The organism is Pseudenemella bisphenolivorans (assembly GCF_051133435.1).
Taxonomy (GTDB): Bacteria; Actinomycetota; Actinomycetes; order Propionibacteriales; family Propionibacteriaceae; genus JAAYAO01.
The window spans coordinates 526477-550364 of record NZ_JBPGNY010000001.1 but is presented as its reverse complement, the minus strand read 5'-3'; the positions used below and the strand labels follow the sequence as shown (position 1 = coordinate 550364).

The following is a 23888-nucleotide window of genomic DNA, read 5'->3' as shown; positions in this document are numbered from 1 at the left end:
AATACACAGATGAGGATTCAGTAGCGTGTCCATGATTGATGTTCACTCCCATTTCGTGCCTCGTAGTTGGCCCGATTTGGGTCCGGGTCGGCCGTGGATGCGGCTCGAGTCGGAACGCGAGGCGATGATCATGATCGACTCGACCGAATTCCGCCGCGTCCAGGACGATTGTTGGGATGCGGAGGTGCGCCTGGCCGAGATGGACAGCGATGGGGTCGCGGCCCAGGTTGTCTCTCCGACGCCGGTGTTCTTCGCTTACGATGCGCCACCCGAGGAGGCCCTGAAGATCTCTCGGATCTTCAACGATCTGGCCCTGGAGATCTGCGCTCCCGCCCCCGACAGGCTGCTTCCCTTCTGCCAGGTGCCGTTGCAGGACCCCGACGCCGCCTGTGCCGAACTCGACCGGGCGGCTGCCTCGGGCCACATCGGGGTGGAGATCGGCAACCATGTCGGTGACCTCGACCTCGACCACGAGGGCTGCATCACCTTCCTGCAGCATGCTGCCGAGATCGGGATGCCGGTCTTCGTGCACCCCTGGGACATGCCGTCGTCGCCCCGGCTGAACCGGTGGATGGCGCGCTGGATCGCCGGGATGCCCGCAGAGACCCACCTGTCGATCGTCGCGATGATTCTCGGCGGGGTTTTCGACCGAGTGCCGGAATCACTGAAGATCTGTTTCGCTCACGGTGGTGGCTCCTTCGCCTTCTGGCTGGGCCGGTTCGAGAACGCCTGGCACCAACGCCACGATGTCATCGGCACCTCACAGCACCCCCCGTCCCATTACGTGAATCGATTCAGCGTCGATTCGGTCGTCTTCGAACCAGCCGCCCTGCGTCTGCTGGTCGATACGCTCGGGCCCGGCCAGGTCATGGTCGGCAGCGACTTTCCTTACCCCTTGGGCGAACGCCCCACCGGGCAGGTGGTTCATCGATCCGACTTCCTCACCGACAGCGAGCGTGACCAGATCATGTTCGGCAACGCTCGCCGGTTCCTGGGCCTGGCCGAGCCGACGAGCCCGTGAGGTGCGCGTGAGCTTCGATCCGGACCGGTCCGTGGCACTTGCGGTACCAAAACCCCCAACTCACCGACGGTAATTCGGCTGCTCGGCCCCAAATCCGAGGGTGAGTTGGAGGGTTAGGTACCGCGGGCCCTGCTGAGATCCGCACCGGCCCCGAACGCCGCGGCCTCGGACTCCCGAGGACCCGCGCTGCTGCAACCTGCCTGTTTTCGGGTGGCAAAGCTGTATATGTGGACGAGGGTCCAAGAACAGGCAGGTTGCAGCAGCACGGGGGAGTAAAGTCGGCCTCGGAAATGCCTGCGGGCACCGGTCTGCCACTCGATTTGGCACGGCGGTCGACTTCTGACAAGATTGACGGGTTGCTCCGACGGGGGTCGCCGTGGTGCGCCGGGTCGAGATGAAGAATCTCGATGGTGCGTGCGCCGAGCCGTGAGACCTCCGCCCAACGCCCGGGTTCGTCGCAGCGCCGGGGGCCACAACAGGGAAGTTACTGGTTTGTGGTGCGCCGAAAGCTCGCGACACGCCCGACCGCGGGGGTCGGAGGAATGACTATTGGACCGGGCCGCTCCGGATGATCGGGGCGGGACGTACGAGACGAAGGACGAACAGTGGCGGGACAGAAGATCCGCATCAGGCTGAAGGCCTACGACCACGAGGTCATCGACTCGTCGGCGCGCAAGATCGTCGACACCGTGACCCGTACGGGCGCCCGCGTTGCCGGCCCGGTGCCGCTGCCCACGGAGAAGAACGTGTTCTGCGTGATCCGTTCGCCCCATAAGTACAAGGACAGCCGCGAGCACTTCGAGATGCGCACCCACAAGCGCCTCATCGACATCATCGATCCGACCCCGAAGACGGTCGACTCGCTGATGCGTCTCGATCTGCCGGCCGGTGTCGATATCGAGATCAAGCTCTGAGGAACGTGATCATGAGCAACGAACGTAAGGTGAAGGGCCTTCTCGGTACCAAGCTGGGCATGACCCAGGTCTGGGACGCCGAGAACCGTCTGGTGCCGGTAACCGTGATTCAGGCCGGCCCCTGTGTGGTCACCCAGGTGCGCACCCCCGAGACCGACGGCTACGCCGCGGTGCAGCTCGGCTTCGGTGCGGTCAAGCCCAAGAAGGTGACCAAGCCCGCGATGGGCCACTTCGACCGCGCCGGGGTCACCCCCCGCAAGCACCTGGTCGAACTGCGCACCAGCGACGCGGCCGAGTACGAAGCCGGGCAGGAACTGACCGCCGAGGTCTTCGCCGCCGACGAGCTGGTCGACGTGACCGGTGTCTCGCGCGGTAAGGGCACCGCCGGTGTGATGAAGCGCCACGGCTTCGCCGGTCTGCGCGCCTCGCACGGTGTGCACCGCAAGCACCGCGCTCCCGGTTCGATCGGTGGCTGCGCCACCCCCGGTCGCGTGTTCAAGGGCCTGCGTATGGCCGGCCGCATGGGTGCCGACAAGGTCACCGTGCAGAACCTGACCGTGCACTCGGTGGATGCCGAGCGCGGCCTGATCCTGGTCGCCGGCCCCGTGCCGGGTGCCAACGGTGGTCTGGTCGTGCTGCGCAGCGCCGCCAAGAAGGGAGACGTGGCATGAGCGAGACCCGCACCATCGACGTTCTGGACCCCAAGGGCAAGAAGGCCGGCACCGCCGAGCTGCCCGCCGACGTGTTCGGCGTCCAGGTCAACATTCCGCTGATCCACCAGGTCGTGGTGGCCCAGCTCGCCGCCGCTCGGGCCGGCACCCACAAGACCAAGACCCGCGGTGAGGTTCGTGGCGGCGGGTCCAAGCCCTGGCGTCAGAAGGGCACCGGACGGGCCCGTCACGGTTCGCGTCGTTCCCCGATCTGGATCGGTGGCGGCGTGGCCCATGGCCCCGTCCCGCGCAAGTACAACCAGCGCACCCCCAAGAAGATGGTGGCCGCCGCCCTGCGTGGCGCCCTGTCGGATCGGGCCAACGACGGTCGCGTGTTCGTGATCTCCGAGCTGGTTTCGGGCGACACCCCGTCCACCAAGGCCGCTCTGGCCGCGCTCGCCGCGGTCACCGAGTCGACCAAGGTGCTGGTGGTGCTGAGCCGCGATGAGGACCTCGCCTGGCTGAGCCTGCGCAACGTCCAGACCGTGCACGCCATCTCGGCCGACCAGCTCAACGCCTACGACGTGCTGTGCGCCGACGACATCGTGTTCACCCAGGCCGCGTTGGACGCCTTCGTGTCCGGGCCGGCCAAGGGCAAGAGCGCCAAGGCCGTTGCGACCGAGTCCGAGGCTGCCGCGCTGGCCGCCGACGACGCCACCGATGAGGAGGACGCGAAGTGAGCGCCACCAAGATCCGCGACCACCGCGACATCCTGCTCGCGCCGGTCGTGAGCGAGAAGAGCTACGGGCTGCTGGACGAAGGCAAGTACACCTTCCTGGTGGCTCCCGACGCGAACAAGACCGAGATCAAGATCGCGGTTGAGCAGGTGTTCGACGTCAAGGTGACCTCGGTGAACACCGCGAACCGTCCGGGCAAGCGTCGCCGGACCCGGTTCGGCACCGGCCGTCGCCCCGACACCAAGCGGGCCATCGTGACCGTTGCCGACGGCCAAAGCATCGACATCTTCTCCGGCCCGGTCGCCTGAGGCCGACTGAGATAAGGACGACACACTCATGGCTATCCGTAAGTACAGGCCGACAACCCCGGGCCGCCGCGGCTCGTCGGTTGCCGACTTCGTCGAACTGACCCGGTCGACCCCGGAGAAGTCGCTGTTGGTGCCCAAGAGCAAGACCGGTGGACGTAACAACTCCGGTCGGATCACCACCCGCCACATCGGCGGTGGGCACAAGCAGGCCTACCGGCTGATCGACTTCAAGCGATACGACAAGGACGGGGTGCCGGCCAAGGTCGCGCACATCGAGTACGACCCGAACCGCACCGCCCGCATCGCGCTGCTGCACTACCTGGACGGCGAGAAGCGTTACATCATCGCCCCCGACAAGCTGAAGCAGGGCACCATGGTCGAGGCGGGCGTGACCGCCGACATCAAGCCCGGCAACAATCTGCCGCTGCGCAACATCCCGGTCGGTACCACGGTGCACGCCGTGGAACTGCGTCCGGGTGGTGGCGCCAAGATGGGCCGCGCCGCCGGCGCCTCGGTGCAGCTGGTTGCCCGTGAGGGCAAGCTGGCCACCCTGCGTCTGCCTTCCGGCGAAATGCGCATGGTCGACGTCCGCTGCCGCGCCACCATCGGCGAGGTCGGCAACGCCGAGCAGGCCAACATCTCCTGGGGCAAGGCCGGCCGCAACCGCTGGCGGGGCAAGCGCCCGACCGTGCGCGGTGTTGTGATGAACCCGATCGACCACCCGCACGGTGGTGGTGAGGGCAAGACCTCCGGTGGTCGTCACCCGGTGTCGCCGTGGGGCAAGCCCGAGGGCCGCACCCGCAACAAGAACAAGGCGAGCACTCGCCTGATCGTCCGTCGCCGCAAGACCGGCAAGAAGCGCTGATCGGAACCTGAGGAAACATGCCACGCAGCCTGAAGAAGGGTCCCTTCGTCGATGACCACCTGGCCAAGAAGGTCGAGGTGCAGAACGAGAAGGGCACGAAGAACGTGATCAAGACCTGGTCGCGGCGCTCGATGATCCTGCCCGACATGATCGGTCACACGATCGCGGTGCACGACGGTCGCAAGCACGTGCCGGTGTTCATCACCGATGCGATGGTCGGCCACAAGTTGGGCGAGTTCGCTCCGACCAAGACGTTCAGGGGCCATGTCAAAGACGACAAGAAGTCGCGTCGTCGCTGAGGCCGGAAGGAAACATAAATGAGCACCACTGAGAAGCAGCGGCCCAGCCGCCGGCTCACCCTGCTCGGTGACCGTCCGGGCCACTACGCGATCGCACGCCACGTGCGGATGTCACCGACCAAGGTGCGCCGGGTCGTCGACAACATCCGGGGCATGGACGTGAACACGGCGCTGGAGGTTCTGCGGTTCGCCCCGCAGGCCGCCGCCGAGCCGGTTGCCAAGGTGATTGCCTCGGCCGCCGCCAACGCCGAGAACACCGAGGGTCTGCGTCGCGAGAACCTGTACGTCTCCCAGGCGTTCGTGGACGAGGGCGTGACCATGCGCCGGATCCGTCCGCGGGCGAAGGGTTCGGCGAGCCGGATCATGAAGCGCGCCAGCCACATCACCGTCGTCGTCGAACCCCGTCAGGAGGCCTGAACATGGGGCAGAAGATCAACCCCCACGGTTTCCGACTGGGGATCACCACCGACCACACCACCCGTTGGTATGCCGACAAGCAGTACGCCGAGTTCGTCGGTGAGGACGTGAAGATTCGCGACTACCTCACCCAGAACCTGGAGCGCGCCGGCATTTCCTCGGTGGAGATCGAGCGTCGCTCCGAGCGCGTCACGATCTTCCTGTACGCCGCGCGTCCGGGCATCGTGATCGGCCGCAGCGGTGCCGAGGCCGAGCGCATCCGCGGCGAGCTGGAGAAGCTCACCGGCAAGCAGGTGCAGCTCAACATCCTCGAGGTGAAGAACCCCGAGACCGACGCCCAGTTGGTCGCCCAGGGCATCGCCGAGCAGCTCAGCGCCCGCGTGGCCTTCCGTCGCGCGATGCGCAAGGCCCAGCAGACCGCGATGCGCGCCGGTGCCCAGGGCATCCGGATCCAGTGCTCGGGTCGTCTGGGTGGCGCCGAAATGAGCCGCTCGGAGTTCTACCGCGAGGGACGGGTGCCGCTGCACACCCTGCGTGCCGACATCGACTACGGCTTCTACGAGGCCCGCACCACCTTCGGTCGCATCGGCGTCAAGGTGTGGATCTACAAGGGTGACGTCTCCGGTTCGCGCGCCGAGCGTGCGGCCCAGAAGGCGGCTCGCCAGGCGGCCCCGGGTCGTCAGCGTCCGGGCGGTCGTCGTCCGGGACGCGGTGACCGTCCCGACCGCGGCGGCCGTCGCCGTCAAGAGGCTGCCGCCGAGGCTGCCCCCGCTACCGAGAACGCAGGAGCGTGACCCATGCTGATCCCTCGTAGGGTGAAGTACCGCAAGCAGCACCACCCCAAGCGCGGTGGCGTCGCCAAGGGCGGTACCAAGATTTCGTACGGCGAGTACGGCATCCAGGCGTTGGAGAACCACTACGTCACCAACCGCCAGATCGAGTCGGCTCGTATCGCCATGACCCGTCATATCAAGCGTGGTGGCAAGGTGTGGATCAACATCTACCCCGACCGCCCGCTGACCAAGAAGCCGGCCGAAACCCGGATGGGTTCCGGTAAGGGCTCGCCCGAGTGGTGGGTCGCCAACGTCAAGGCCGGCCGGGTGATGTTCGAACTCGCCGGTGTGTCCGAGGAGGTCGCGCGCGAAGCCATGCGCCTGGCCATCCACAAGCTGCCGATGAAGGCACGCTTCATCAAGCGTGAAGCAGGTGAGATCTGATGGCGAACAAGACCGCCACTGCCGCCGAGTTGCGCGACCTGAGCAAGGCCGCGCTGAACGAGAAGGTAACCGAGTTGAAGGCTGAGCTGTTCACGCTGCGTTTCCAGGCGGCGACCGGCCAGCTGGAGTCCTCGGCCCGCCTGCGCCAGGTCCGCAAGGACATCGCGCGGATTTACACCGTGTTGCAGGAACGTCACCTCAACATCGTCCCCGACCCCGATGAGGAGGCCTGAGCATGAGCGAATCCACCCAGGATGTGGCCGCCGAGGCCACCGAGCGCGTTCAGCGCAAGGTGCGCACCGGTTACGTGGTCAGCGACAAGATGGACAAGACGATCGTCGTGGCCGTCGAGGACCGCAAGAAGCACCCGCTGTACGGCAAGGTCATGCGCACCACCGTGCGGCTGAAGGCTCATGACGAGAGCAACGAAGCCGGCATCGGCGACCGCGTGCGGATCATGGAGACCCGCCCGCTGTCGGCCACCAAGCGCTGGCGCCTGCTCACCGTGCTGGAGAAGGCCAAGTGAGCTAGTGGCAGTATTCGAAGAAGGCCCGGAGTTTTCTCCGGGCCTTCTTCATGTCCTCAGCCGAACAACATGCCTTCAGCTGAACAGCGACTGCGCCATCCGTTGGCCACGCAGTCGACCGAGCCGGGGGCAACTGCTGCACATCGCTTGCGGCTGGTCGGGGGTGTCGGTGGTCTTGTGGATCAAACAACATGACGACCGTCGGGTGAACCGGCGTCTGTCGGGGGAGATCGCGCCCGAGGCCGGCACCCGTGACCCGTCGGCGGCGATGTCGTCGAAACGGGCCCGGGGGATCGGTACCCCGATCGCGATCAAGCGATCGATGATTCGCGCGGCTACGGCCGATCCGCGTTCGGCCAGGGTCATGTCGGGTTGGTCATGGGTGTTGCCGGCGTCGGTGAGATAGGCGCGGTCCATGCTGCGGGTGCAGATCGAATCGCCCAGCACCGCCCACAGCGACCGTTCACTCGCCCCACCGGCGCGGCTCAGGGCGGTGATCACCGGGGCGCACACATCGCGCAGCACCCCCGGAATCTGCTCGACCGACATGGTGCCGGCGACCCCCAAGCCACCCAGATAACCGGTGTCGCGCAACCAGGCCTGCCCCGGATCGGGCCTCGGGACGACGGGGTGCTCATCCACCGCGGCGTGCAGCAGGGGTTGGCAGATCGTGCTGGAGGCCGAGTACCACCACAGGGTGGCGTTCACCCGCGGGTCGTCCGAGGACCAGCGGCGGGCGGTATCGCCGATCCGCTCGGCGATCCAATCCGGGTCGGCCAGGTTGGTGGGCTGCAACTCGGGGTGCTGGACCTCGGGTCGGCCGGTCATGCCAGCCCCCGCACGATCAACCGCACCCCGTCGTCATCGGTGACCAGCGAGCCCCGCACCCCGAAAACCTCACGCAGCAAGTTCTCGGTGAGTACCTCGCCCGGTTTGCCGGCTGCGGCAACCGTCCCGTGGTGCAGCACGATGATCTCGTCGCAGGTCTCGGCGGCCAGCCGAAGATCGTGCACGGTCAGCAGTACCGTGTGCCCGCTGTGGGCCCGCTTGCGCAGCAGGTTCAGCACGCTGAGTTGGTAGTGCAGGTCGAGGTGGTTGGTCGGCTCGTCCAGCAGCAGGATCGCGGCCCGGGTGCTCAGCGCGCGGGCCAGCGAGACCCGCTGCCGTTCCCCACCGGACAGATCGCTGACGTCCCGGTCGGCCAGGGCACCGAGCCCGACCTCAATGAGCGATTCCTCGACGATCGCCCGGTCCTCGGTGGTGTCGTTGGCGTACCAGGCCCGGTGCGGGGTACGTCCCAGCGCCACCGCATCGCGGACGGTGAGTCCAGGGGTGGGGGAGGGCTCCTGCACCGCGACACCGAGCCGGCGGGCGACCTCACGTCGACCCAGATGGCTCACCTGATCGTCCCCGATCCACAGCTCACCGGCATCGGGGTCCAGAGCCCGGTAACAGGCCCGCAACACGGTGGTCTTGCCCGAACCGTTGGGGCCGACCAAGCCGATCATCGAGGACGGGTCGGCCCGTAGGTGCACCCCGCGCAGCACCGGGGTGCGCTTGAAGGCGTGGTGCAGATCATTGACGCGCAGAATCATTTCGTCCCCCGAGCAGTACGCAACAACATGAACACGAACACCGGTGCGCCGATCAGGGCGGTCACCACACCGACGGGGAGTTCCACGGCCTGGGAGACCGAGCGGGCGAAGGTGTCGGCCCCCACCAGGGCCACCGCCCCGGTCAACGCGGCCACCGGCAACAGTCGGCGCGCCCGGACCCCGACCAGCATCCCGGCCAGGTGTGGAATCAACAGCCCGATGAAACCGATCCCACCGGCCACCGCCACCGAGGTGCCGGCCAACAAAGACACCGCCAGCAGGATCAGGATCCGGAAGCGGTGCACCGGCAGCCCCAGGGCGGCCGCCCCGTCCTCACCGGCATGCAGCAGGTCGAGTTGTCGTCCCGCCAGCAACAGCAGCGAGCCGACGACCACCAGCGCCACCACCGGAATGATCAGCGAACGCCACCGGGCATCACCGAAGCCACCGGCCATCCAGTGCAGTACCGAGACCAGTTGCCGTTCCCGGGCGATCACCAGCAGCACGAAGGTGACCAGAGCGGAGAAGACCTGTCCCATCGCCACCCCGGTGAGAATCATCGCGGTGGGGGTGCGCACCGCCTGGGCCACGGCCAGGGCGACCGCCATCGGCACCATCCCGCCGATGAAGGCGGCCACCGGAATCAGCAACCAACCGGCCACCCCACCGGTGATGCCCAACACGGTTGCGCAGACCACTCCGAAGCCGGCGCCAGCCGAGACCCCCAGTAGATAGGGGTCGGCCAGGGGGTTGCGGGTGACCGCCTGGGCCGATCCGCCGGCGATCGCCAGACTGGCCCCCACGGCCGCTGCGGTGAGTGCCCGCGGCACCCGGGAGTCGATCACGATCGCCTCCCGCGCCGGGGTCCACCACGGCTCGACCGCACCGGTCAACCGGTGCCACACCATCGCCCAGACATCACCGGAGGGAATCCGCACCGACCCGGCGGTGACCGACCACACCAGTGCCAGCACCAGCAGCACGGTGAGCCCGATCAGCCACCAGCCCAACGGAATCCGACGGTGCATCAGCCGACGGGCCCCGGCACTGATCGCGGTCACTTGACCAGTTCCGGATGCAGGGCTTCGGCGATCGTGCGGGTGGATGTGGTCATCCGCGGGCTTTCGAAGAAGTCATCCAAGGGAACGACCACGATCCGCTCGTTCTTGATCGCCGGGGTGGTCTTCATCAGGGGTTGCTGCTTGAGGAAGGCGATCTTCTCCGCGGCGGATTGCTCGCCGTAGTCGAGCACCACGATCACTTCGGGAGACCGCTCGGCCACCTGCTCCCAGGAGGTCTTGGAGTAGGGCCGCTCCCCGTCGGCGAACAGGTTCTTGCCCCCGGCCTGGGTGAGGATCAGGTTGCCGACGCCCACCCCGCCCACGGTGTAGACCTCCTTGTCGCCGGAGTCGTAGATGAAGGTGGGTACCGGCTCGGCCCCGGCCACCTTCTTGTTGATCGCCGCCATCTCACCGGTGACCTGTTCGACCAACGTGTCGGCGGCCTCGGTGTTGCCGGTGATCTTGCCCAGGTTGGTGTAGTCGGTCCGAAGCATCTCCAGGTCGAAGGACGTGGTGGCGCAGTACTCGGTGAACAGGAAGCTCGGAATCTCGTGCTCGGCCATCAGCTCGCGGGAGCGGCCTTCCTTCTCGTTGAACGCGCTGGACAACCCACCCACCACCAGGTCGGCCTCGGCGTCGATGATCTGCTCCATGGTCGGGTATTCATCGGCCAGCTTGGAAATCTTCTGCCACTGCTCGGCGTACTGGGGCAGGGGGGTGGCCTTGCCGTATCCCATTCCGACGATCCGGTCACCGAGCCCCATTTCGAGCAGCACCTCGGTGACGTGGTCGTTCATCGAAATGATCCGCTGCGGCGGAGCCGTGAAGGTCAGCTCCATGTCGCAGTTGGTGAGCGTCACGGGCTCGGCGAAGGTGTTTCCAGCCCCGGCGTCCCGGGCGGCAACCTCGTCGCGGGAGGTGGCGCAGGCCGTCAATGCCAGTAGCGGCACGGCCAGGAGAAGTAGTAATTTCCGCATCTGAATCCTCGCAGGTGAAGTCGAGGCGACACGGAAAGCACGGTGCCGGTCCGCAAGCCTCGACGGACGATGTATGGCTCGTTCCGGCAGGTAATCGGGCTCACCGCACCTGGTGCGGTCTACCGTTGCGGGTCAGCGCCGGACTTCGACCGGACTTCCCCTGCGTGGAACGCCAGTGAGCTTACGCCAGAACGAGGTCGCGTCCGCAAGTGAGGGGGCCACTTCGGCGATTCGCATCGGATCGGCGGATCGGCTAGGCTATCCGGGTTGCCCAGGATCGAGCCCTTGGTATTTCGAAGCCGTGCGTACGTCAGCGCGGCAAGCGTAGCCATGGGGGACCTTTCCCGAGCAGCAGACCCTACCGTCAGTTCCACTAGGCCCGGGATGCCTTGCTGTGCCTGTTTTGGTGCCAGCGTGCTCGGGAACCAGTGTGACAACCAGGAGAAATAGATGATCCAGCAGGAGTCGCGAGTCAAAGTCGCCGACAACACCGGTGCCAAGGAGATCCTTTGCATCCGTGTCCTCGGCGGCTCGGGCCGACGCTACGCCGGCATTGGTGACAAGATCGTCGCCACTGTTAAGGACGCCATTCCGGGCGGCAACGTCAAGAAGGGCGAAATCGTCCAGGCCGTCATCGTGCGCACCGTGAAGCAGCGCCGCCGCGCCGACGGTTCGTACATCAAGTTCGACGAGAACGCCGCCGTGATCCTGAAGAGCGACGGGGAGCCCCGCGGCACCCGCATCTTCGGTCCGGTCGGTCGTGAGTTGCGCGAGAAGAAGTTCATGCGCATCATCTCGCTCGCTCCGGAGGTGATCTGAGATGGCACGCAAGAAGCTTCATGTCGTGAAGGGTGACCAGGTCAAGGTCATCGCGGGCAAGGACAAGGGCCGCACCGGCGAGGTGCTGTCGGTCGACATCGAGCGCGAGCGCGTGACGGTGTCGAATGTCAACATCGTCCAGCGCCACCGCCGGGATTCCCAGGGTGCCGATGGTCGCACCACCAAGGGCGGCATCATCTCGTCCGAGGCCCCGATCCATGTGTCCAACGTTCAGTTGGTCGTCAAGGACGAGGACGGCAACGAGGTGGTCACCCGGGTCGGCTACACCCGCACCGAAGTGACCAAGAAGCGTGCCGACGGCTCGGAGTACAAGGGATTCCGCAGCGTCCGCATCGCCCGCAAGACCGGAGAGGAGCTGAACACCGATGACGCCCGCAAGCACTGACACCGCGACCATGCCGCGGTTGAAGCAGCGCTACCGCGAGGAGATCGCCCCCGCCCTGCGCGAGGAGTTCGGTCACGCCAACGTGATGGAGGTTCCCCGTCTGGTCAAGATCGTGGTGAACATGGGTGTCGGCGACGCCGCCCGTGACTCCAAGGTCATCGACGGCGCGGTGAAGGACCTCACCGCCATCACCGGCCAGAAGCCGGCGATCACCAAGGCCCGCAAGTCCATCGCCCAGTTCCGCCTGCGCGAAGGCCAGGCCATCGGCTGCCACGTGACCCTGCGCGGCAACCGGATGTGGGAGTTCGCCGACCGCCTGATGACTCTGGCGCTGCCCCGGATCCGCGACTTCCGCGGTCTGAACAGCCACCAGTTCGACGGCAACGGCAACTACACCTTCGGGCTGACCGAGCAGGTCATGTTCCACGAGATCGATCAGGACAAGATCGACCGCGTCCGGGGCATGGACATCACCTTGGTCACCACCGCCAAGAACGACGACGAGGGTCGGGCGCTGTTGAAGCGTCTGGGCTTCCCCTTCAACGACAACCCGCGTCCGCCCCGCAAGCGCACCCGCGGCCCGGCCTACTACGCCAAGAAGAAGAAGTGAGCTGACAGATGGCAAAGACAGCGCTCAAGGTCAAGCAGTCCCGCAAGCCGAAGTTCGCCGTGCGCGGATACACCCGCTGCCAGAAGTGCGGACGACCCAAGTCGGTGTACCGCAAGTTCGGCCTCTGCCGAGTCTGCCTGCGCGAGATGGCCCACAAGGGCGAGCTGCCCGGCGTTACCAAGTCCTCCTGGTGACGTTGAGCACCACCAATACCAAAACCGCTGAAGGTCCGGCCGACACCGGAAACCACCGCGAGAAAGAGGCTTTCCAGCCATGACCATGACTGATCCGATCGCAGACATGCTGACGCGTCTGCGCAACGCCAACCAGGCGTACCACGACAGCACCTCGATGCCGCACAGCAAGATCAAGGCGGGAATCGCCGAGATCCTCAAGAGCGAGGGCTACATCACCGACTACCAGGTCACCGAGCCGGGCGAGGGTGAGGTCGGCAAGACCCTGACCCTCGAACTCAAGTACGGCCAGAACCGTGAGCGCTCGATCGCCGGTGTGCGGCGCATCTCCAAACCCGGCCTGCGCGTGTACGCCAAGTCGACCGGCTTGCCGAAGGTACTCGGCGGGATGGGCATTGCGATCATCTCGACCTCCCAGGGTCTGCTGACCGACCGGGACGCCAACTCCAAGAGCGTGGGTGGGGAAGTCCTCGCCTACGTCTGGTGACGAGACGCAGGATAAGGAGTTAGATCATGTCCCGAATCGGTAAGCTCCCGATCACCGTTCCGTCCGGCGTCGAGGTCACCCTGGACGGCCGCAACGTCTCGGTCAAGGGCCCCAAGGGCACCCTGACCCACACCGTTGCCGAGCCGATCACCGTCGACCGCGCCGAGACCGGTGAGATTGAGGTATCGCGCCCCAACGACGAGCGGATGTCCAAGTCGTTGCACGGCCTGACCCGCACCCTGGTCGCCAACATGGTGACCGGTGTCACCGAGGGCTACGAGAAGAAGCTCGAGATCGTCGGCGTCGGTTACCGTGTCGTCGCCAAGGGCCCCACCCAGTTGGAGTTCAACCTGGGCTTCTCGCACCCGGTCGTCGTGTCTGCCCCCGAGGGTGTCACCTTCGCGGTGGAGACCCCCACCCGCTTCGCGGTGCAGGGCATCGACAAGCAGGCGGTCGGTGAGGTCGCGGCCAACATCCGCAAGATTCGCAAGCCCGAGCCCTACAAGGGCAAGGGCATCCGCTACGCCGGTGAGCACGTTCGTCGTAAGGCCGGAAAGGCAGGTAAGTGACCATGGGTATCTCCCTGGCAGACCGCAAGTCCCTGGCCCCGAAGACCGCTGCGCGGCACCGCCGTCAGCTGCGGGGTCGCAAGAAGATCATCGGTGGCGCCGAGCGTCCCCGGTTGGTCGTGTCCCGCTCGGCCAAGCACCTGTTCGTGCAGGTGATCGACGACGAGGCCGGCAAGACCCTGGTCTCGGCCTCCAGCATGGAAGCCGATGTGCGTGGTCTCGACGGCGACAAGACGGCCAAGGCCCGCAAGGTCGGCGAACTGGTCGCCGAGCGTGCCAAGGCAGCCGGCATCGAGAACGTCGTGTTCGACCGGGCCGGTTTCAAGTACCACGGACGGATCGCCGCGCTGGCTGACGCTGCGCGCGAGACCGGCCTCGGATTCTGATCCCGACGAGAGAAGGAAAGCGATGAACGCAAACGCTCAGCAGCAGCGCGGCAGCGGCCGCGGTGGTGAGCAGCAGCGTCGTGGCCGTGACGACCGTCGGGGCCAGGCGCAGGAGAAGAGCATCTACCTGGAGCGCGTGGTGGCGATCAACCGCGTCGCCAAGGTGGTCAAGGGTGGCCGTCGATTCAGCTTCACCGCCCTGGTGGTGGTCGGCGACGGCGACGGCACCGTGGGTGTCGGCTACGGCAAGGCCAAGGAAGTTCCGGCCGCCATTGCCAAGGGCGTCGAGGAAGCCAAGAAGGCCTTCTTCCGGGTGCCCCGCATCCAGGGCACCATCCCGCACCCGGTGCAGGGTGAGAAGGCGGCCGGCGTGGTCATGCTGCGCCCGGCCTCGCCCGGTACCGGTGTGATCGCCGGTGGCGCGGTGCGTGCGGTGCTGGAATGCGCCGGTATCAGCGACGTGCTGGCCAAGTCGCTGGGTTCGCCCAATGCGATCAACGTGGTGCACGCCACCGTCGAGGCCCTGCAGATGCTCGAGGAGCCCGAGCAGGTCGCCCAGCGTCGCGGCAAGTCCGTCGAGGACGTCACCCCGGCCGCCATCCTGAAGGCCCGGGCGGAGGTGGCTTCCTGATGAGCACCCTGAAGGTCACCCAGGTCAAGTCCGCGATCGGTGGCAAGCAGAACCAGCGCGCCACCCTGCGGTCGCTCGGTTTGAAGCGCATCGGCGACAGCGCCGAGCACGCCGACAAGCCGGAGATCCGTGGCATGATCAACACCGTCACCCACTTGGTGACGGTCGAGGAGGTCAACTGATATGCCGTTGAAGGTTCATCACCTCCGCCCCGCCCCCGGCGCCAAGACCGCTAAGACGCGGGTTGGTCGCGGTGAGGGCGGCAAGGGAGGCAAGACCGCCGGCCGGGGCACCAAGGGCACCGGCGCACGCAAGAACGTCCCCGAGAACTTCGAGGGCGGCCAGATGCCGATGCACATGCGGGTGCCGAAGCTGCGTGGCTTCAACAACCCCTTCCGCACCGAGTACCAGGTCATCAACGTTGCCAAGCTCGGCGATCTGTTCCCCGACGGTGGCGAGGTCACCGTGGAGGACATGGTTGCCAAGGGCGCGGTGCGCGACGGCGAACTGGTCAAGGTGCTGGGCAATGGTGAACTGGGTGTGGCGCTGAAGGTGAGCGCGCACAAGTTCTCCGCCTCGGCCAAGTCCAAGATCGAGGCTGCCGGGGGTTCGGTCACCGAGCTGTGATCCGGTAGCCCATGTTGCAGTAACAACATCTCGCGAGGGCGGGACGACTTCGGTCGTTCCGCCCTTTCGTGTTTTCCCGACGAACGCTGGCCGGCGGATTTCGTGAAAGGGGGGTAGGGCTTGGTAGGCTGCCACGGTTGCCACCGCGGCGACCGCGCTGCCATGCGCGTGCACCACGAGGGAGCCGGAGTTGCTGTCCGCCTTCGCCAACGCCTTCCGATCGCCGGACCTTCGCAAGAAGATCTTCTTCACGCTGGGCATCCTGGCGATCTTCCGGCTCGGATCTGTTGTGCCGGTGCCGAACGTCAACGTCGGCCGGATCGGTCAGTGCATCGATCAGGCGACCGCCGGCGAGCAGGCCGGCCTCTACTCGATGATCAACCTGTTCTCGGGTGGAGCGCTGTTGCAGCTCGCCGTCTTCGCGCTCGGCATCATGCCCTACATCACCTCGAGCATCATCCTGCAGTTGCTCACCGTGGTGATCCCGCGGCTGGAGGCACTGAAGAAGGAAGGCGGCGCCGGGCAGCAGAAGATCACCCAGTACACCCGCTACCTGACCGTGGTGCTGGCGATCCTGCAGGCGACGGCCTTCACCACCCTGGCCACCCGTGACCAGCTCTTCCAGGGCTGCCCGGGTGTCACCCACAGCCAGAACCTCTTCCCCCAGATCGTGATGATCATGACCATGGTCGCCGGTGCCGGCCTGGTGATGTGGATGGGTGAGCTGATCACTGAACGCGGTGTCGGCAACGGCATGTCGGTGATGATCTTCACCCAGATCGTGGCGACCTTCCCGTCCGCCCTCTGGTCGATCCGCGAAAGCCGCGGCATGGTGGCCTTCCTGCTGGTGGTCGGCGTCGGCCTGCTGGTGATGCTCGCGGTGGTCTTCATCGAACAGGGCCAGCGCCGGATCCCGGTGCAGTACGCCAAGAAGATGGTGGGCGGCCGGATGCTCGGCGGTACCACCACCTACATTCCGCTGAAGATGAACCAGGCCGGCGTGATCCCGGTGATCTTCGCCTCCTCGATCCTGTACCTGCCGGCGATGTACGCCCAGTTCCAGCCCCAATCGGCTGCGGCGGACTGGATCCAGCGCTACATGGTCACCGGCGGACATCCGATCTACATGGCGGTCTACTTCCTGCTGATCGTCTTCTTCACCTACTTCTACGTGTCGATCACCTTCAACCCCGAAGAGGTCGCCGACAACATGAAGAAGTACGGCGGGTTCATCCCCGGCATCCGCGCCGGCGGACCCACCGAGCGTTACCTCAGCTATGTGCTGTCGCGACTGACCGCACCGGGTGCGCTGTACCTGGGCCTGATCGCCCTGTTGCCGCAGTTCGCCTTCGTGGCCTTCGGCGCCAACCAGAATTTCCCCTTCGGCGGCACCTCCCTGTTGATCATGGTGGGTGTCGGTCTCGATACGGTGAAACGCATCGAGAGCCAACTCCAGCAGCGCAACTATGAAGGATTCCTCCGATGAGAATGCTGATCATGGGCCCCCCCGGGGCCGGCAAGGGCACCCAGGCCAAGGGCATCGCCGAGCACTACGGTGTGCCCGCGATTTCCACCGGTGACATCTTCCGCAGCAATGTGGCGAACGAAACCGAACTGGGCCTGAAGGTCAAGGCGATCATGGCCGCCGGGGAGTACGTCTCCGACGAGATCACCAACGACCTGGTCGCCAACCGGATCACCGAGGCCGACACCGCTGCCGGTTTCCTGCTGGACGGCTACCCGCGCACCCTGGCCCAGGTCGAGGCCCTGGACGGCATGCTGCAGGCCTCCGGCAAGCAGTTGGACGCGGTGATCGCGCTGACTGCGAACGCCGACGAGTTGGTTGCCCGCCTGCTGAACCGGGCCAAGATCGAGGGCCGCGAGGACGACAACGAGGACGCCATCCGGCGCCGCCTCGAGGTCTACGACGCCGAGACCCGCGACCTGCTCGAGGTCTACCGCGAGCGTGGCCTGCTGGTCGAGGTTGACGGCCTGGGCGAGATCGACGAAGTGGGCGAGCGGATCCGCGCGGCCCTGGTGGAACACCGGGCGTGATCTTCTCCAAGCGCGGTATCGAGGTCAAGAGCCCCGACCAGCTGCGCACGATGCGCCGGGCGGGCCTGGTGGTGTCGCAGATGTTGGCCGCCACCGCCGCCGAGGTGCGTCCCGGAATCACCACCGCCGAACTGAACTCGGTGGCCGCCGAAGTACTGGCCGCCAATGGCGCCACCTCGAACTTCCTGAACTACGGGGAGATCAACGGCGAGGGTGGCTTCCAAGGCGTGGTGTGCCTGTCGGTCAATGACGAGATCGTGCACGGGGTGCCCGGGGAACGGGTGCTGGCCGAGGGAGATCTGCTCTCGATCGACGGTGGCGCCATCATCGACGGCTGGCACGGTGACTCGGCCCTGACCGTCCCGGTGGGTTCTTGGCCCGCCGGTGGTGAGGCACTCAGCGATGCCTGTCGGGAGTCGCTGTGGGCCGGGATCGCCGCCGCGAAACTGGGGGAGCGGATCGGGTCGATCTCGGCCGCGATCGAAGCCTCCCTGACCCCCACCGGGTACGGCATCGTCGAGGAATACGTCGGCCACGGCATCGGCTCGTCGATGCACCAGCCACCCGATGTGCCCAACCGGGGCCGACCCAACCGGGGCCCGAAGCTCACCGAGGGCATGGTGCTGTGCATCGAACCGATGGTCACCCTGGGCTCACCGGCCAACACCGTGCTGGACGACGAGTGGACCGTGGTGACCACCGACGGCTCGTTGGCCTGCCATTGGGAGCACATGATCACCGTGACCCGCAACGGGGTCTGGGTGATGACCGCCGAGGACGGTGGCGAGGAGATGCTGAACCGTCTCGGCGTGCCCTTCGGCCCGCTCAGCGACTGAGCCGCGGCATTTCCCCGGCCACCGCGGCCCGCCGTTACAGCGCGGCGATGATGTCGTCCACCCGCTCCTTGGCATCGCCGAACAGCATCTTGGTGTTCTCGCGGAAGAACAACGGGTTCTGCACCCCGGCGTAACCGGTGGCCATCGAACGCTTGAACACGATCACGTCGCGGGCCTCCCACACCCGGATCACCGGCATCCCGGCGATCGGTGAGCCCGGCTCGTCCAGGGCGGCGGGGTTCACGGTGTCGTTGGCGCCGATCACCAGCACCACATCGACATCGGCCAGCTCGTCGTTGATCTCGTCCATCTCCAGGACGATGTCGTAGGGCACCTTCGCCTCGGCCAGCAGCACGTTCATGTGCCCGGGCAACCGGCCGGCCACCGGGTGGATCGCGAACCGCACGTCCACGCCCTGGTTGCGCAATCGCTGGGTCAGGTCGGCCACCGGGTACTGGGCCTTGGCCACCGCCATGCCGTAGCCGGGGGTGATCACCACCGACTTGGCATTCGTCAGCAGTTGTGTCACCTCGGGGGCGGTGATCTCGGTGTGGCTGCCGTAGTCGCGGGCCTCACCGGTGACCGCACCGTCGCTGCCGAAGCCACCCAGAATCACCGAGATGAACGAGCGGTTCATCGCCTTGCACATGATGTAGCTGAGGATCGCACCCGAGGAACCGACCAGGGCACCGGTGATGATCAGCAGGTTGTTGCTGAGCATGAAACCGGCCGCGGCCGCGGCCCAGCCGGAATACGAGTTCAGCATCGACACGACCACCGGCATATCGCCGCCGCCGATCGCGGCCACCAGGTGGAAGCCCAGCGCCAGCGCGATCACCGTCATCAGGATCAGCGCGATCAGCGACTCGTCCAGGACGTACCAGACCCCCAGACCGATCGACACGATGATCGCGCCGAGGTTGAGCAGGTTGCGTCCGGGCAGGGTCAGCGGCGCCGACTTCATCCGCGCCGAGAGTTTCAGCCAGGCCACCACCGAACCGGTGAAGGTCACCGCGCCGATGAACACCCCGAGGAAGACCTCGATCAGGTGCACCTTGCCGGTGAGCGCCCCGCCCAGTTCGGGAGCCAGGTGGGAGTTGTAGCCGACCAGCACCGCAGCCAGGCCGACGAAGGAGTGCAGGATCGCGATCAACTCCGGCATCCCGGTCATCTCGACCCGGCGGGCCCGCCAGATGCCGATCACCGCACCGATCAGCATCGCGCTCAGAATCAGGATCAGCGTGGTCAGCGCGCCGCGGGCTGCGGTCTGGGTGGCCAGGGTGATCGTGGCGATCAGGGCGATCAGCATGCCCGTCATGCCGATCAGGTTGCCCATCTTGGCCGACTCCTGTCGTGACAGGCCGGCCAGAGCGAAGATGAAACAGACGGCGGCGATGATGAACGCGCCATCGACCAAAGACAGTGCCATGGTGATCGCTCAGTCCTTCCGGAACATGTTGAGCATTCGCTGGGAAACCAGGAAGCCACCGAAGATGTTGATACTGGCCACCGTCACCGCCAGGTACGACAGGATGGTCACCACCAGGTTGTCGCTGCCGATCTGCAGCAGGGCACCGACCAGGATGATGCCCGAGATCGCATTCGTCTCGGCCATCAACGGCGTGTGCAGGGCATGGGTGACATTCGAGATCACGTAATACCCGACGAAGATCGCCAGGATGAAGATCGTGATCGTGGTCAACAACCCCGGCGGTGAGAAGGCCGCGATCAGCCCGAACAGGATCAGCCCGATCACCCCGGTGATCACCTTCGCCCAGCCGGACGCCTTCGGCTCGGGCGTCGCGGGCGCCACCTCTGCGGCCTGCGGCACCGCCGGCGCGGCCGAAACCGCCACCGGTGGTGGTGGCCACAGCACACTGCCCTCGTGGGTGACGGTGATGCCGCGCTGCACCTCGTCGGCGAGGTCGAGCACCACGGTGCCGTCCTTCTCGGGGGTGAGCAGCTTCATCAGGTTCACCAGGTTGGTGCCGTACAGCTGTGAAGCCTGCGCCGGGAGCCGGGCGGCCAGGTCGGTGTAACCGATGATGGTCACCCCGTTGTCGGTGACGATCTTCTCGCCGGGCACGGTGAGTTCGCAGTTGCCGCCCATCGCCGCGGCCATGTCGACGATCACGCTGCCGGGTCGCATCGCGGCGACCATCTCGGCGGTGATCAGCTTGGGGGCCGGGCGGCCACGGATCAGGGCGGTGGTGATCACGATGTCGGCCGCCCGCGTCTGCTCGGCATACATCGCCAGCACCGCGCGTTCGAGTTCGGCGCTCATCTCCTTGGCGTAACCGTCGGAGGGTTCATCGGCCTCGGCGGCCGGCGGCACCTCGGCGGCAACGAACTCCGCGCCCATCGATTCGATCTGTTCGGCCACCTCGGGCCGCACGTCGTAGGCCTTGACCACCGCGCCCATACTGCTGGCCGCGCCGATCGCCGCCAGCCCGGCAACTCCCGCGCCGACCACGAAGACCGTGGCCGGGGGCATCTTCCCGGCGGCGGTGACCTGGCCACCGAACATCCGGCCGTAGGCCGCGGCGGCTTCGATCACCGCCCGGTATCCGGCGATATTGGCCATCGAACTCAGAACGTCCAGGCTCTGCGCCCGCGAGATCCGCGGCACCGCGTCCAGGGCTAAAGCGGTGACCCCTTGGTCGGCGAGTTGATCCAGTACCTCGGGGTGCTCGGCGGGGGACATGGTGGCCGCGATCGTCGCGCCGGGGCGGAGCCGTCCGACCTCCTCGGGGGTGGGGCCGTCGGTCTTGAGGATGATCTCGGCGTCCCAGACCTCCTCGTTGCTCACCACACGGGCGCCGGCCTCGGCATAAGCATGGTCGGGAAAGTCGGCGCGCTCACCGGCCCCCGATTCGATCAGCAACTGATACCCGAGCTTGGTCAGTTGGGTAACGGTGGCCGGAGTGGCTGCGACCCGGGTTTCGGTGGCGCGGCCCTCGGCGGGAACCCCAATACGCACTGGTCATTCCTCCTTGCGGCGACGCGTTGACCCTATCGAATGCATATTGGCAGGTAGCGACCAGTCACCCGAACCCTTGGTGGCGCACCCCGGCCTCGCCTAGGGTGACGACCATGAAGGTCAAGGATGCGGTGGAAGTACAGACGGCGCCCCTGGTGGCGGCCGGCATGATCGGTGGCTACCTGGCCGCCCGCGAGACCGGGGTTCGTCCCCTGGGCGGGGTGCTGCTCGGCGCGGCCGGTGTCTGGTCGTGGCGCACCTGGATGGAGAAGGGCGGCATCGTCAAGGCCGGCATTCTGGCCCTGCTGTACCTGGCCGGGTTCGGCCTGTCGCACCCACTGGCCAAGAAGGTCGGTGCCTGGCCGGCGGTGCTCGGCGTCACCGCCGTCTCGGCCGGTGCCGCGCATCTGATGATCGACCGCGAGGACTGAACCCGCGATGACCCGGGAACGCGATGAGCGGGGCAACGCCCTGTCGGTGCTCATCGTGCTGCTGATACCCGCCCTGATCGTCATGATCGGCTTGGTCGTTGACGGTGGTGGCCGGTTGAGTGCCGAGCGGCGCGCCGAATCGGTGGCCGCCGATGTCGCCCGGGCCGCCACCGATGCCCGAATCCGGGGCGGGGAACCGGCCGCCCGAGCTGCGGCCGAACAGCGCTTGCGGGCCGCCGGGGTCGATGGGACGGTCGACGTCGGTGCTGGGTGGGTCACGGTGCACACCACTGTGGGGTACCGCCCGGTGTTCCTGAGCCTGATCGGGGTGGACGACCTGCCCGGGCGGGGTGAGGCACGGGCCCGGCTGGTGCCGGTAGGGCCCTAAGCGCTCGGGGGCCGGTTGTCGGCCAGCAGCACCACCAACTCGTCCAGCACCCGTTCGGCATCGGTGCCCTCGGCCGAGATCACCACCCGATCGCCGTACCGCACCCCCAGCCGCATCACCTCGAGAATGTCCCAGGCCGGCACCGGCACCTCACCGGGTCGTCCGATCCGGACGGGCAGATTCGCCTGCGCCACGGCGTCGACCAGCTCCCAGGCGGGGCCCGCGTGGAGTCCGTCGGGATGCCCGAAGGTCACTGTGCGATGAAACACAGACCAATCTTAGGAAAAACTGCATCGTCCGATTGGGAACTGCACCCCCCGGTGGGTGAGAGTGAGATGCGTGTTTCGAGGGATCCGACGAGTGATGCTTGCTCTGGCGGTCGGCGCCGGACTGGCTGCCTGTGCCGTGGGAGTGGTGGACCCCAGTACCGGTGAGCCTCCGTTGACACCGTCACCGGGTGCCACCAGCGCCCCGGCCTCGGCCGAGCCCACCCCGACTCCCACGCCGACTCCTACTCCCACACCCACACCCAGCCCGGAGCCGACCGAACGGCTCAAGGGGGCGAACCACAGCCGCGCTGCCGCCAGATATGTGGAGTCGACCGGGACGGTGCAGTCATGGGTCCTGCATCCCGAGAATGCGACCGACTATCCCGTCACCAGGACGGTCTTCCTGACCTTCGACGACGGCCCCAGCGGCACCACCGAGCAGATTCTGAACGTGTTGGCCAAGGAGAAGGTGCCGGCCTCGTTCTTCATCCTGGCGAGCTCGATCGAACAGGACAACGAGAAGACCCTGCGCCGACAGATCGCCGAGGGGCATTCGGTGTGTGTGCACACCTACCACCACAACTACGGTCGGCTCTATCCCGGCCGCACGGGTGACCCCGCGGCGATCGTGGACGACCATGGCCGGGCCCTGAACAAGCTGCGCGAGGTGCTGGGCAAGGATTTCTTCGCCCACTGCTACCGATACCCCGGTGGCCACATGTCCTGGCACAACCTGGCACCGGCCGACAAGGCCCTGGCTTCCAAGGGTGTGCACTGGATCGATTGGAATGTCGACAGCGAGGACGCCGCCGCCCGAATGCCCACGAGTCAGCAAGAACTCGTTCAAGGCGTGCTGGACCGCTGGACGGCCGAGGGCAGCCCCAATGTGTTGGTGCTGCTGATGCACGACTCGGAGCCGAAGAAGCTGACCGCCGCCGCGTTGCCCGAACTCATCCGGCAACTGCGCGCCAAGGGGTTCACCTTCGCCACCCTCGACTAGGTGGGCTCACAATTCTGTGATCGGTAGCTGTGCGCCACCGACAAGCTTTCGGTAACACGTTGAAAGCTTGAAGGAGAGCACCATGAACCAGTACCCGTTCCACCAGATGTCGCCCGACGAGGCCGAGGCGATGGCCCAGATGCAGGCGATGCAGCAGCAGTACCTGCAGCAGTACCTGGGGCAGGTGGCGCCGCAAGCACCGGGCCAAATGCCGGCCCCGGCCGGTCAGCCCGCCGCGATGCAGCCGGCTCGCGCGCACGTGACTCCCGTGCCGGCGGCTTCCGCTCAGGCGGCACCCCCGCAGCCGTCGATGGCCTCCGAGGCAGGCAGGTTCGCCCTGGACACGGTCTCCGAAATCACCGGTTTCAAGAGGCTGGCCTCGGCCAAGGGGATCGCCTCGGCCGGTGCCCTGTTCCTGGTCGCGGGCCTGTTCCTGGCGATCAACAATCTGCGGAACTCGGCCGGACTGCTGGCCGGTGGAGAGTCCTTCTGGGACACCTACTTCCTGGTCGAGCACCCCGTGCACGCGATCCAGGCCTACGGGTCGATCATCCTGCCGATCCTGGGCGTGGTGTTGCTGATCGTGGCTCTGGTACGGCGCAGCAAGCGCTGA

The 23888-nt window shown here is 66.5% G+C and carries 36 protein-coding genes and 1 riboswitch; of the genes, 29 read left to right on the top strand and 7 right to left on the bottom strand.

Annotated elements, in window-relative coordinates:
- Positions 1 to 31 precede the first annotated feature (31 nt).
- From ACR4XW_RS02695 to rpsQ, 12 genes are all read left to right on the top strand, one after another.
- Complete coding sequence (locus ACR4XW_RS02695) at positions 32 to 1021, top strand: amidohydrolase family protein (RefSeq protein ID WP_434758966.1); 990 nt, start codon at positions 32 to 34, stop codon at positions 1019 to 1021.
- A 605-nt stretch (positions 1022 to 1626) separates the two neighbouring features.
- On the top strand, positions 1627 to 1935 hold the full coding sequence (gene rpsJ / locus ACR4XW_RS02690; protein WP_182558643.1) for a 30S ribosomal protein S10: 309 nt from the start codon (positions 1627 to 1629) through the stop codon (positions 1933 to 1935).
- 11 nt (positions 1936 to 1946) lie between these two features.
- On the top strand, positions 1947 to 2606 hold the full coding sequence (gene rplC / locus ACR4XW_RS02685) for a 50S ribosomal protein L3 (protein ID WP_434758965.1): 660 nt from the start codon (positions 1947 to 1949) through the stop codon (positions 2604 to 2606).
- A complete protein-coding gene (gene rplD, locus ACR4XW_RS02680; protein WP_434758964.1) occupies positions 2603 to 3325 on the top strand; it encodes a 50S ribosomal protein L4 in 723 nt (240 codons plus the stop codon). Before rplC ends, rplD begins: the two co-directional genes overlap by 4 nt.
- The gene (rplW, locus tag ACR4XW_RS02675) at positions 3322 to 3630 is read left to right on the top strand and encodes a 50S ribosomal protein L23 (protein ID WP_434758963.1); all 309 of its coding nucleotides are present in this window, start codon (positions 3322 to 3324) and stop codon (positions 3628 to 3630) included. Before rplD ends, rplW begins: the two co-directional genes overlap by 4 nt.
- A gap of 28 nt (positions 3631 to 3658) precedes the next feature.
- Positions 3659 to 4495, top strand: a complete 837-nt coding sequence (rplB, locus tag ACR4XW_RS02670) for a 50S ribosomal protein L2 (protein ID WP_434758962.1) — start codon at positions 3659 to 3661, stop codon at positions 4493 to 4495.
- A 17-nt stretch (positions 4496 to 4512) separates the two neighbouring features.
- Positions 4513 to 4794 carry a 30S ribosomal protein S19 gene (rpsS, locus tag ACR4XW_RS02665; protein WP_434758961.1) on the top strand — a complete coding sequence of 94 codons (282 nt, stop codon included), beginning with the start codon at positions 4513 to 4515 and terminating at the stop codon, positions 4792 to 4794.
- Positions 4795 to 4812: 18 nt separating this feature from the next.
- Positions 4813 to 5211 carry a 50S ribosomal protein L22 gene (gene rplV, locus ACR4XW_RS02660; RefSeq protein ID WP_434758960.1) on the top strand — a complete coding sequence of 133 codons (399 nt, stop codon included), beginning with the start codon at positions 4813 to 4815 and terminating at the stop codon, positions 5209 to 5211.
- 2 nt (positions 5212 to 5213) lie between these two features.
- Positions 5214 to 6005: a 30S ribosomal protein S3 gene (gene rpsC / locus ACR4XW_RS02655; protein WP_434758959.1), complete on the top strand. Its 792-nt coding sequence runs from the start codon at positions 5214 to 5216 to the stop codon at positions 6003 to 6005.
- A 3-nt stretch (positions 6006 to 6008) separates the two neighbouring features.
- On the top strand, positions 6009 to 6428 hold the full coding sequence (gene rplP / locus ACR4XW_RS02650; RefSeq protein WP_434758958.1) for a 50S ribosomal protein L16: 420 nt from the start codon (positions 6009 to 6011) through the stop codon (positions 6426 to 6428).
- Positions 6428 to 6661, top strand: coding sequence for a 50S ribosomal protein L29 (gene rpmC, locus ACR4XW_RS02645; RefSeq protein WP_434758957.1), 234 nt, complete (start codon positions 6428 to 6430; stop codon positions 6659 to 6661). Before rplP ends, rpmC begins: the two co-directional genes overlap by 1 nt.
- Positions 6662 to 6663: 2 nt before the next feature.
- Entirely contained in the window at positions 6664 to 6954 is a 291-nt protein-coding gene (gene rpsQ, locus ACR4XW_RS02640; RefSeq protein ID WP_434758956.1) for a 30S ribosomal protein S17, read from the top strand.
- Between the two features lie 75 nt (positions 6955 to 7029).
- Here the strand turns inward: rpsQ and ACR4XW_RS02635 are convergent, their stop codons facing one another.
- Genes ACR4XW_RS02635 through ACR4XW_RS02620 form a run of 4 tightly spaced genes read right to left on the bottom strand, consistent with a single transcriptional unit; the run spans position 7030 to position 10587 of the window.
- Positions 7030 to 7782 carry a hypothetical protein gene (locus tag ACR4XW_RS02635; RefSeq protein WP_434758955.1) on the bottom strand — a complete coding sequence of 251 codons (753 nt, stop codon included), beginning with the start codon at positions 7780 to 7782 and terminating at the stop codon, positions 7030 to 7032.
- Positions 7779 to 8549 carry an ABC transporter ATP-binding protein gene (locus tag ACR4XW_RS02630; RefSeq protein ID WP_434758954.1) on the bottom strand — a complete coding sequence of 257 codons (771 nt, stop codon included), beginning with the start codon at positions 8547 to 8549 and terminating at the stop codon, positions 7779 to 7781. The genes ACR4XW_RS02635 and ACR4XW_RS02630 overlap by 4 nt, the downstream gene beginning before the upstream one ends.
- The gene (locus ACR4XW_RS02625; protein WP_434758953.1) at positions 8546 to 9610 is read right to left on the bottom strand and encodes a FecCD family ABC transporter permease; all 1065 of its coding nucleotides are present in this window, start codon (positions 9608 to 9610) and stop codon (positions 8546 to 8548) included. Before ACR4XW_RS02625 ends, ACR4XW_RS02630 begins: the two co-directional genes overlap by 4 nt.
- Positions 9607 to 10587, bottom strand: a complete 981-nt coding sequence (locus ACR4XW_RS02620; protein ID WP_434758952.1) for an ABC transporter substrate-binding protein — start codon at positions 10585 to 10587, stop codon at positions 9607 to 9609. The genes ACR4XW_RS02625 and ACR4XW_RS02620 overlap by 4 nt, the downstream gene beginning before the upstream one ends.
- A 68-nt stretch (positions 10588 to 10655) precedes the next feature.
- Positions 10656 to 10793: riboswitch (cobalamin riboswitch) on the bottom strand.
- A 244-nt stretch (positions 10794 to 11037) separates the two neighbouring features.
- Here ACR4XW_RS02620 and rplN point away from each other — a divergent pair.
- The 13 genes from rplN (at position 11038) to map (ending at position 18207) form a co-directional block, all read left to right on the top strand.
- Positions 11038 to 11406, top strand: a complete 369-nt coding sequence (gene rplN / locus ACR4XW_RS02615) for a 50S ribosomal protein L14 (RefSeq protein WP_434758951.1) — start codon at positions 11038 to 11040, stop codon at positions 11404 to 11406.
- A 1-nt stretch (position 11407) separates the two neighbouring features.
- On the top strand, positions 11408 to 11812 hold the full coding sequence (rplX, locus tag ACR4XW_RS02610) for a 50S ribosomal protein L24 (protein ID WP_434758950.1): 405 nt from the start codon (positions 11408 to 11410) through the stop codon (positions 11810 to 11812).
- Positions 11793 to 12422, top strand: coding sequence for a 50S ribosomal protein L5 (rplE, locus tag ACR4XW_RS02605; RefSeq protein ID WP_434758949.1), 630 nt, complete (start codon positions 11793 to 11795; stop codon positions 12420 to 12422). Before rplX ends, rplE begins: the two co-directional genes overlap by 20 nt.
- Positions 12423 to 12430: 8 nt before the next feature.
- A complete protein-coding gene (locus ACR4XW_RS02600) occupies positions 12431 to 12616 on the top strand; it encodes a type Z 30S ribosomal protein S14 (RefSeq protein ID WP_434758948.1) in 186 nt (61 codons plus the stop codon).
- Positions 12617 to 12695: 79 nt separating this feature from the next.
- On the top strand, positions 12696 to 13103 hold the full coding sequence (gene rpsH / locus ACR4XW_RS02595) for a 30S ribosomal protein S8 (protein WP_434758947.1): 408 nt from the start codon (positions 12696 to 12698) through the stop codon (positions 13101 to 13103).
- A gap of 26 nt (positions 13104 to 13129) precedes the next feature.
- Positions 13130 to 13672 (top strand): 50S ribosomal protein L6, encoded by a 543-nt coding sequence (rplF, locus tag ACR4XW_RS02590; RefSeq protein WP_434758946.1) that lies wholly within the window; start codon positions 13130 to 13132, stop codon positions 13670 to 13672.
- Positions 13673 to 13674: 2 nt separating this feature from the next.
- Positions 13675 to 14058, top strand: coding sequence for a 50S ribosomal protein L18 (rplR, locus tag ACR4XW_RS02585; protein WP_434758945.1), 384 nt, complete (start codon positions 13675 to 13677; stop codon positions 14056 to 14058).
- Positions 14059 to 14080: 22 nt separating this feature from the next.
- Positions 14081 to 14689 carry a 30S ribosomal protein S5 gene (rpsE, locus tag ACR4XW_RS02580; RefSeq protein ID WP_434758944.1) on the top strand — a complete coding sequence of 203 codons (609 nt, stop codon included), beginning with the start codon at positions 14081 to 14083 and terminating at the stop codon, positions 14687 to 14689.
- On the top strand, positions 14689 to 14871 hold the full coding sequence (gene rpmD, locus ACR4XW_RS02575) for a 50S ribosomal protein L30 (RefSeq protein ID WP_434758943.1): 183 nt from the start codon (positions 14689 to 14691) through the stop codon (positions 14869 to 14871). Before rpsE ends, rpmD begins: the two co-directional genes overlap by 1 nt.
- 1 nt (position 14872) lies before the next feature.
- Positions 14873 to 15316 carry a 50S ribosomal protein L15 gene (gene rplO, locus ACR4XW_RS02570; protein ID WP_434758942.1) on the top strand — a complete coding sequence of 148 codons (444 nt, stop codon included), beginning with the start codon at positions 14873 to 14875 and terminating at the stop codon, positions 15314 to 15316.
- A gap of 190 nt (positions 15317 to 15506) precedes the next feature.
- Positions 15507 to 16802, top strand: a complete 1296-nt coding sequence (gene secY / locus ACR4XW_RS02565) for a preprotein translocase subunit SecY (RefSeq protein WP_434758941.1) — start codon at positions 15507 to 15509, stop codon at positions 16800 to 16802.
- Positions 16799 to 17371, top strand: a complete 573-nt coding sequence (locus tag ACR4XW_RS02560; protein WP_434758940.1) for an adenylate kinase — start codon at positions 16799 to 16801, stop codon at positions 17369 to 17371. Before secY ends, ACR4XW_RS02560 begins: the two co-directional genes overlap by 4 nt.
- Positions 17371 to 18207: a type I methionyl aminopeptidase gene (map, locus tag ACR4XW_RS02555; protein ID WP_434759395.1), complete on the top strand. Its 837-nt coding sequence runs from the start codon at positions 17371 to 17373 to the stop codon at positions 18205 to 18207. The genes ACR4XW_RS02560 and map overlap by 1 nt, the downstream gene beginning before the upstream one ends.
- Before the next feature lie 34 nt (positions 18208 to 18241).
- Here the strand turns inward: map and pntB are convergent, their stop codons facing one another.
- Complete coding sequence (pntB, locus tag ACR4XW_RS02550; protein WP_434758939.1) at positions 18242 to 19636, bottom strand: Re/Si-specific NAD(P)(+) transhydrogenase subunit beta; 1395 nt, start codon at positions 19634 to 19636, stop codon at positions 18242 to 18244.
- 9 nt (positions 19637 to 19645) lie between these two features.
- On the bottom strand, positions 19646 to 21187 hold the full coding sequence (locus tag ACR4XW_RS02545; protein ID WP_434758938.1) for a Re/Si-specific NAD(P)(+) transhydrogenase subunit alpha: 1542 nt from the start codon (positions 21185 to 21187) through the stop codon (positions 19646 to 19648).
- Positions 21188 to 21300: 113 nt separating this feature from the next.
- On the opposite strand from ACR4XW_RS02545, the gene ACR4XW_RS02540 reads away from it, so the two are divergent.
- Entirely contained in the window at positions 21301 to 21618 is a 318-nt protein-coding gene (locus ACR4XW_RS02540) for a hypothetical protein (protein WP_434758937.1), read from the top strand.
- Positions 21619 to 21625: 7 nt separating this feature from the next.
- A complete protein-coding gene (locus tag ACR4XW_RS02535) occupies positions 21626 to 22006 on the top strand; it encodes a pilus assembly protein TadG-related protein (protein WP_434758936.1) in 381 nt (126 codons plus the stop codon).
- Here ACR4XW_RS02535 and ACR4XW_RS02530 read toward each other — a convergent pair.
- Positions 22003 to 22275, bottom strand: a complete 273-nt coding sequence (locus ACR4XW_RS02530) for an HPr family phosphocarrier protein (RefSeq protein WP_434758935.1) — start codon at positions 22273 to 22275, stop codon at positions 22003 to 22005. The two genes, ACR4XW_RS02535 and ACR4XW_RS02530, sit on opposite strands and share 4 nt — an antisense overlap.
- Before the next feature lie 94 nt (positions 22276 to 22369).
- Here ACR4XW_RS02530 and ACR4XW_RS02525 point away from each other — a divergent pair, with 94 nt between their 5' ends.
- Complete coding sequence (locus ACR4XW_RS02525) at positions 22370 to 23275, top strand: polysaccharide deacetylase family protein (RefSeq protein WP_434759394.1); 906 nt, start codon at positions 22370 to 22372, stop codon at positions 23273 to 23275.
- A gap of 82 nt (positions 23276 to 23357) precedes the next feature.
- Positions 23358 to 23888 (top strand): hypothetical protein, encoded by a 531-nt coding sequence (locus ACR4XW_RS02520; protein WP_434758934.1) that lies wholly within the window; start codon positions 23358 to 23360, stop codon positions 23886 to 23888.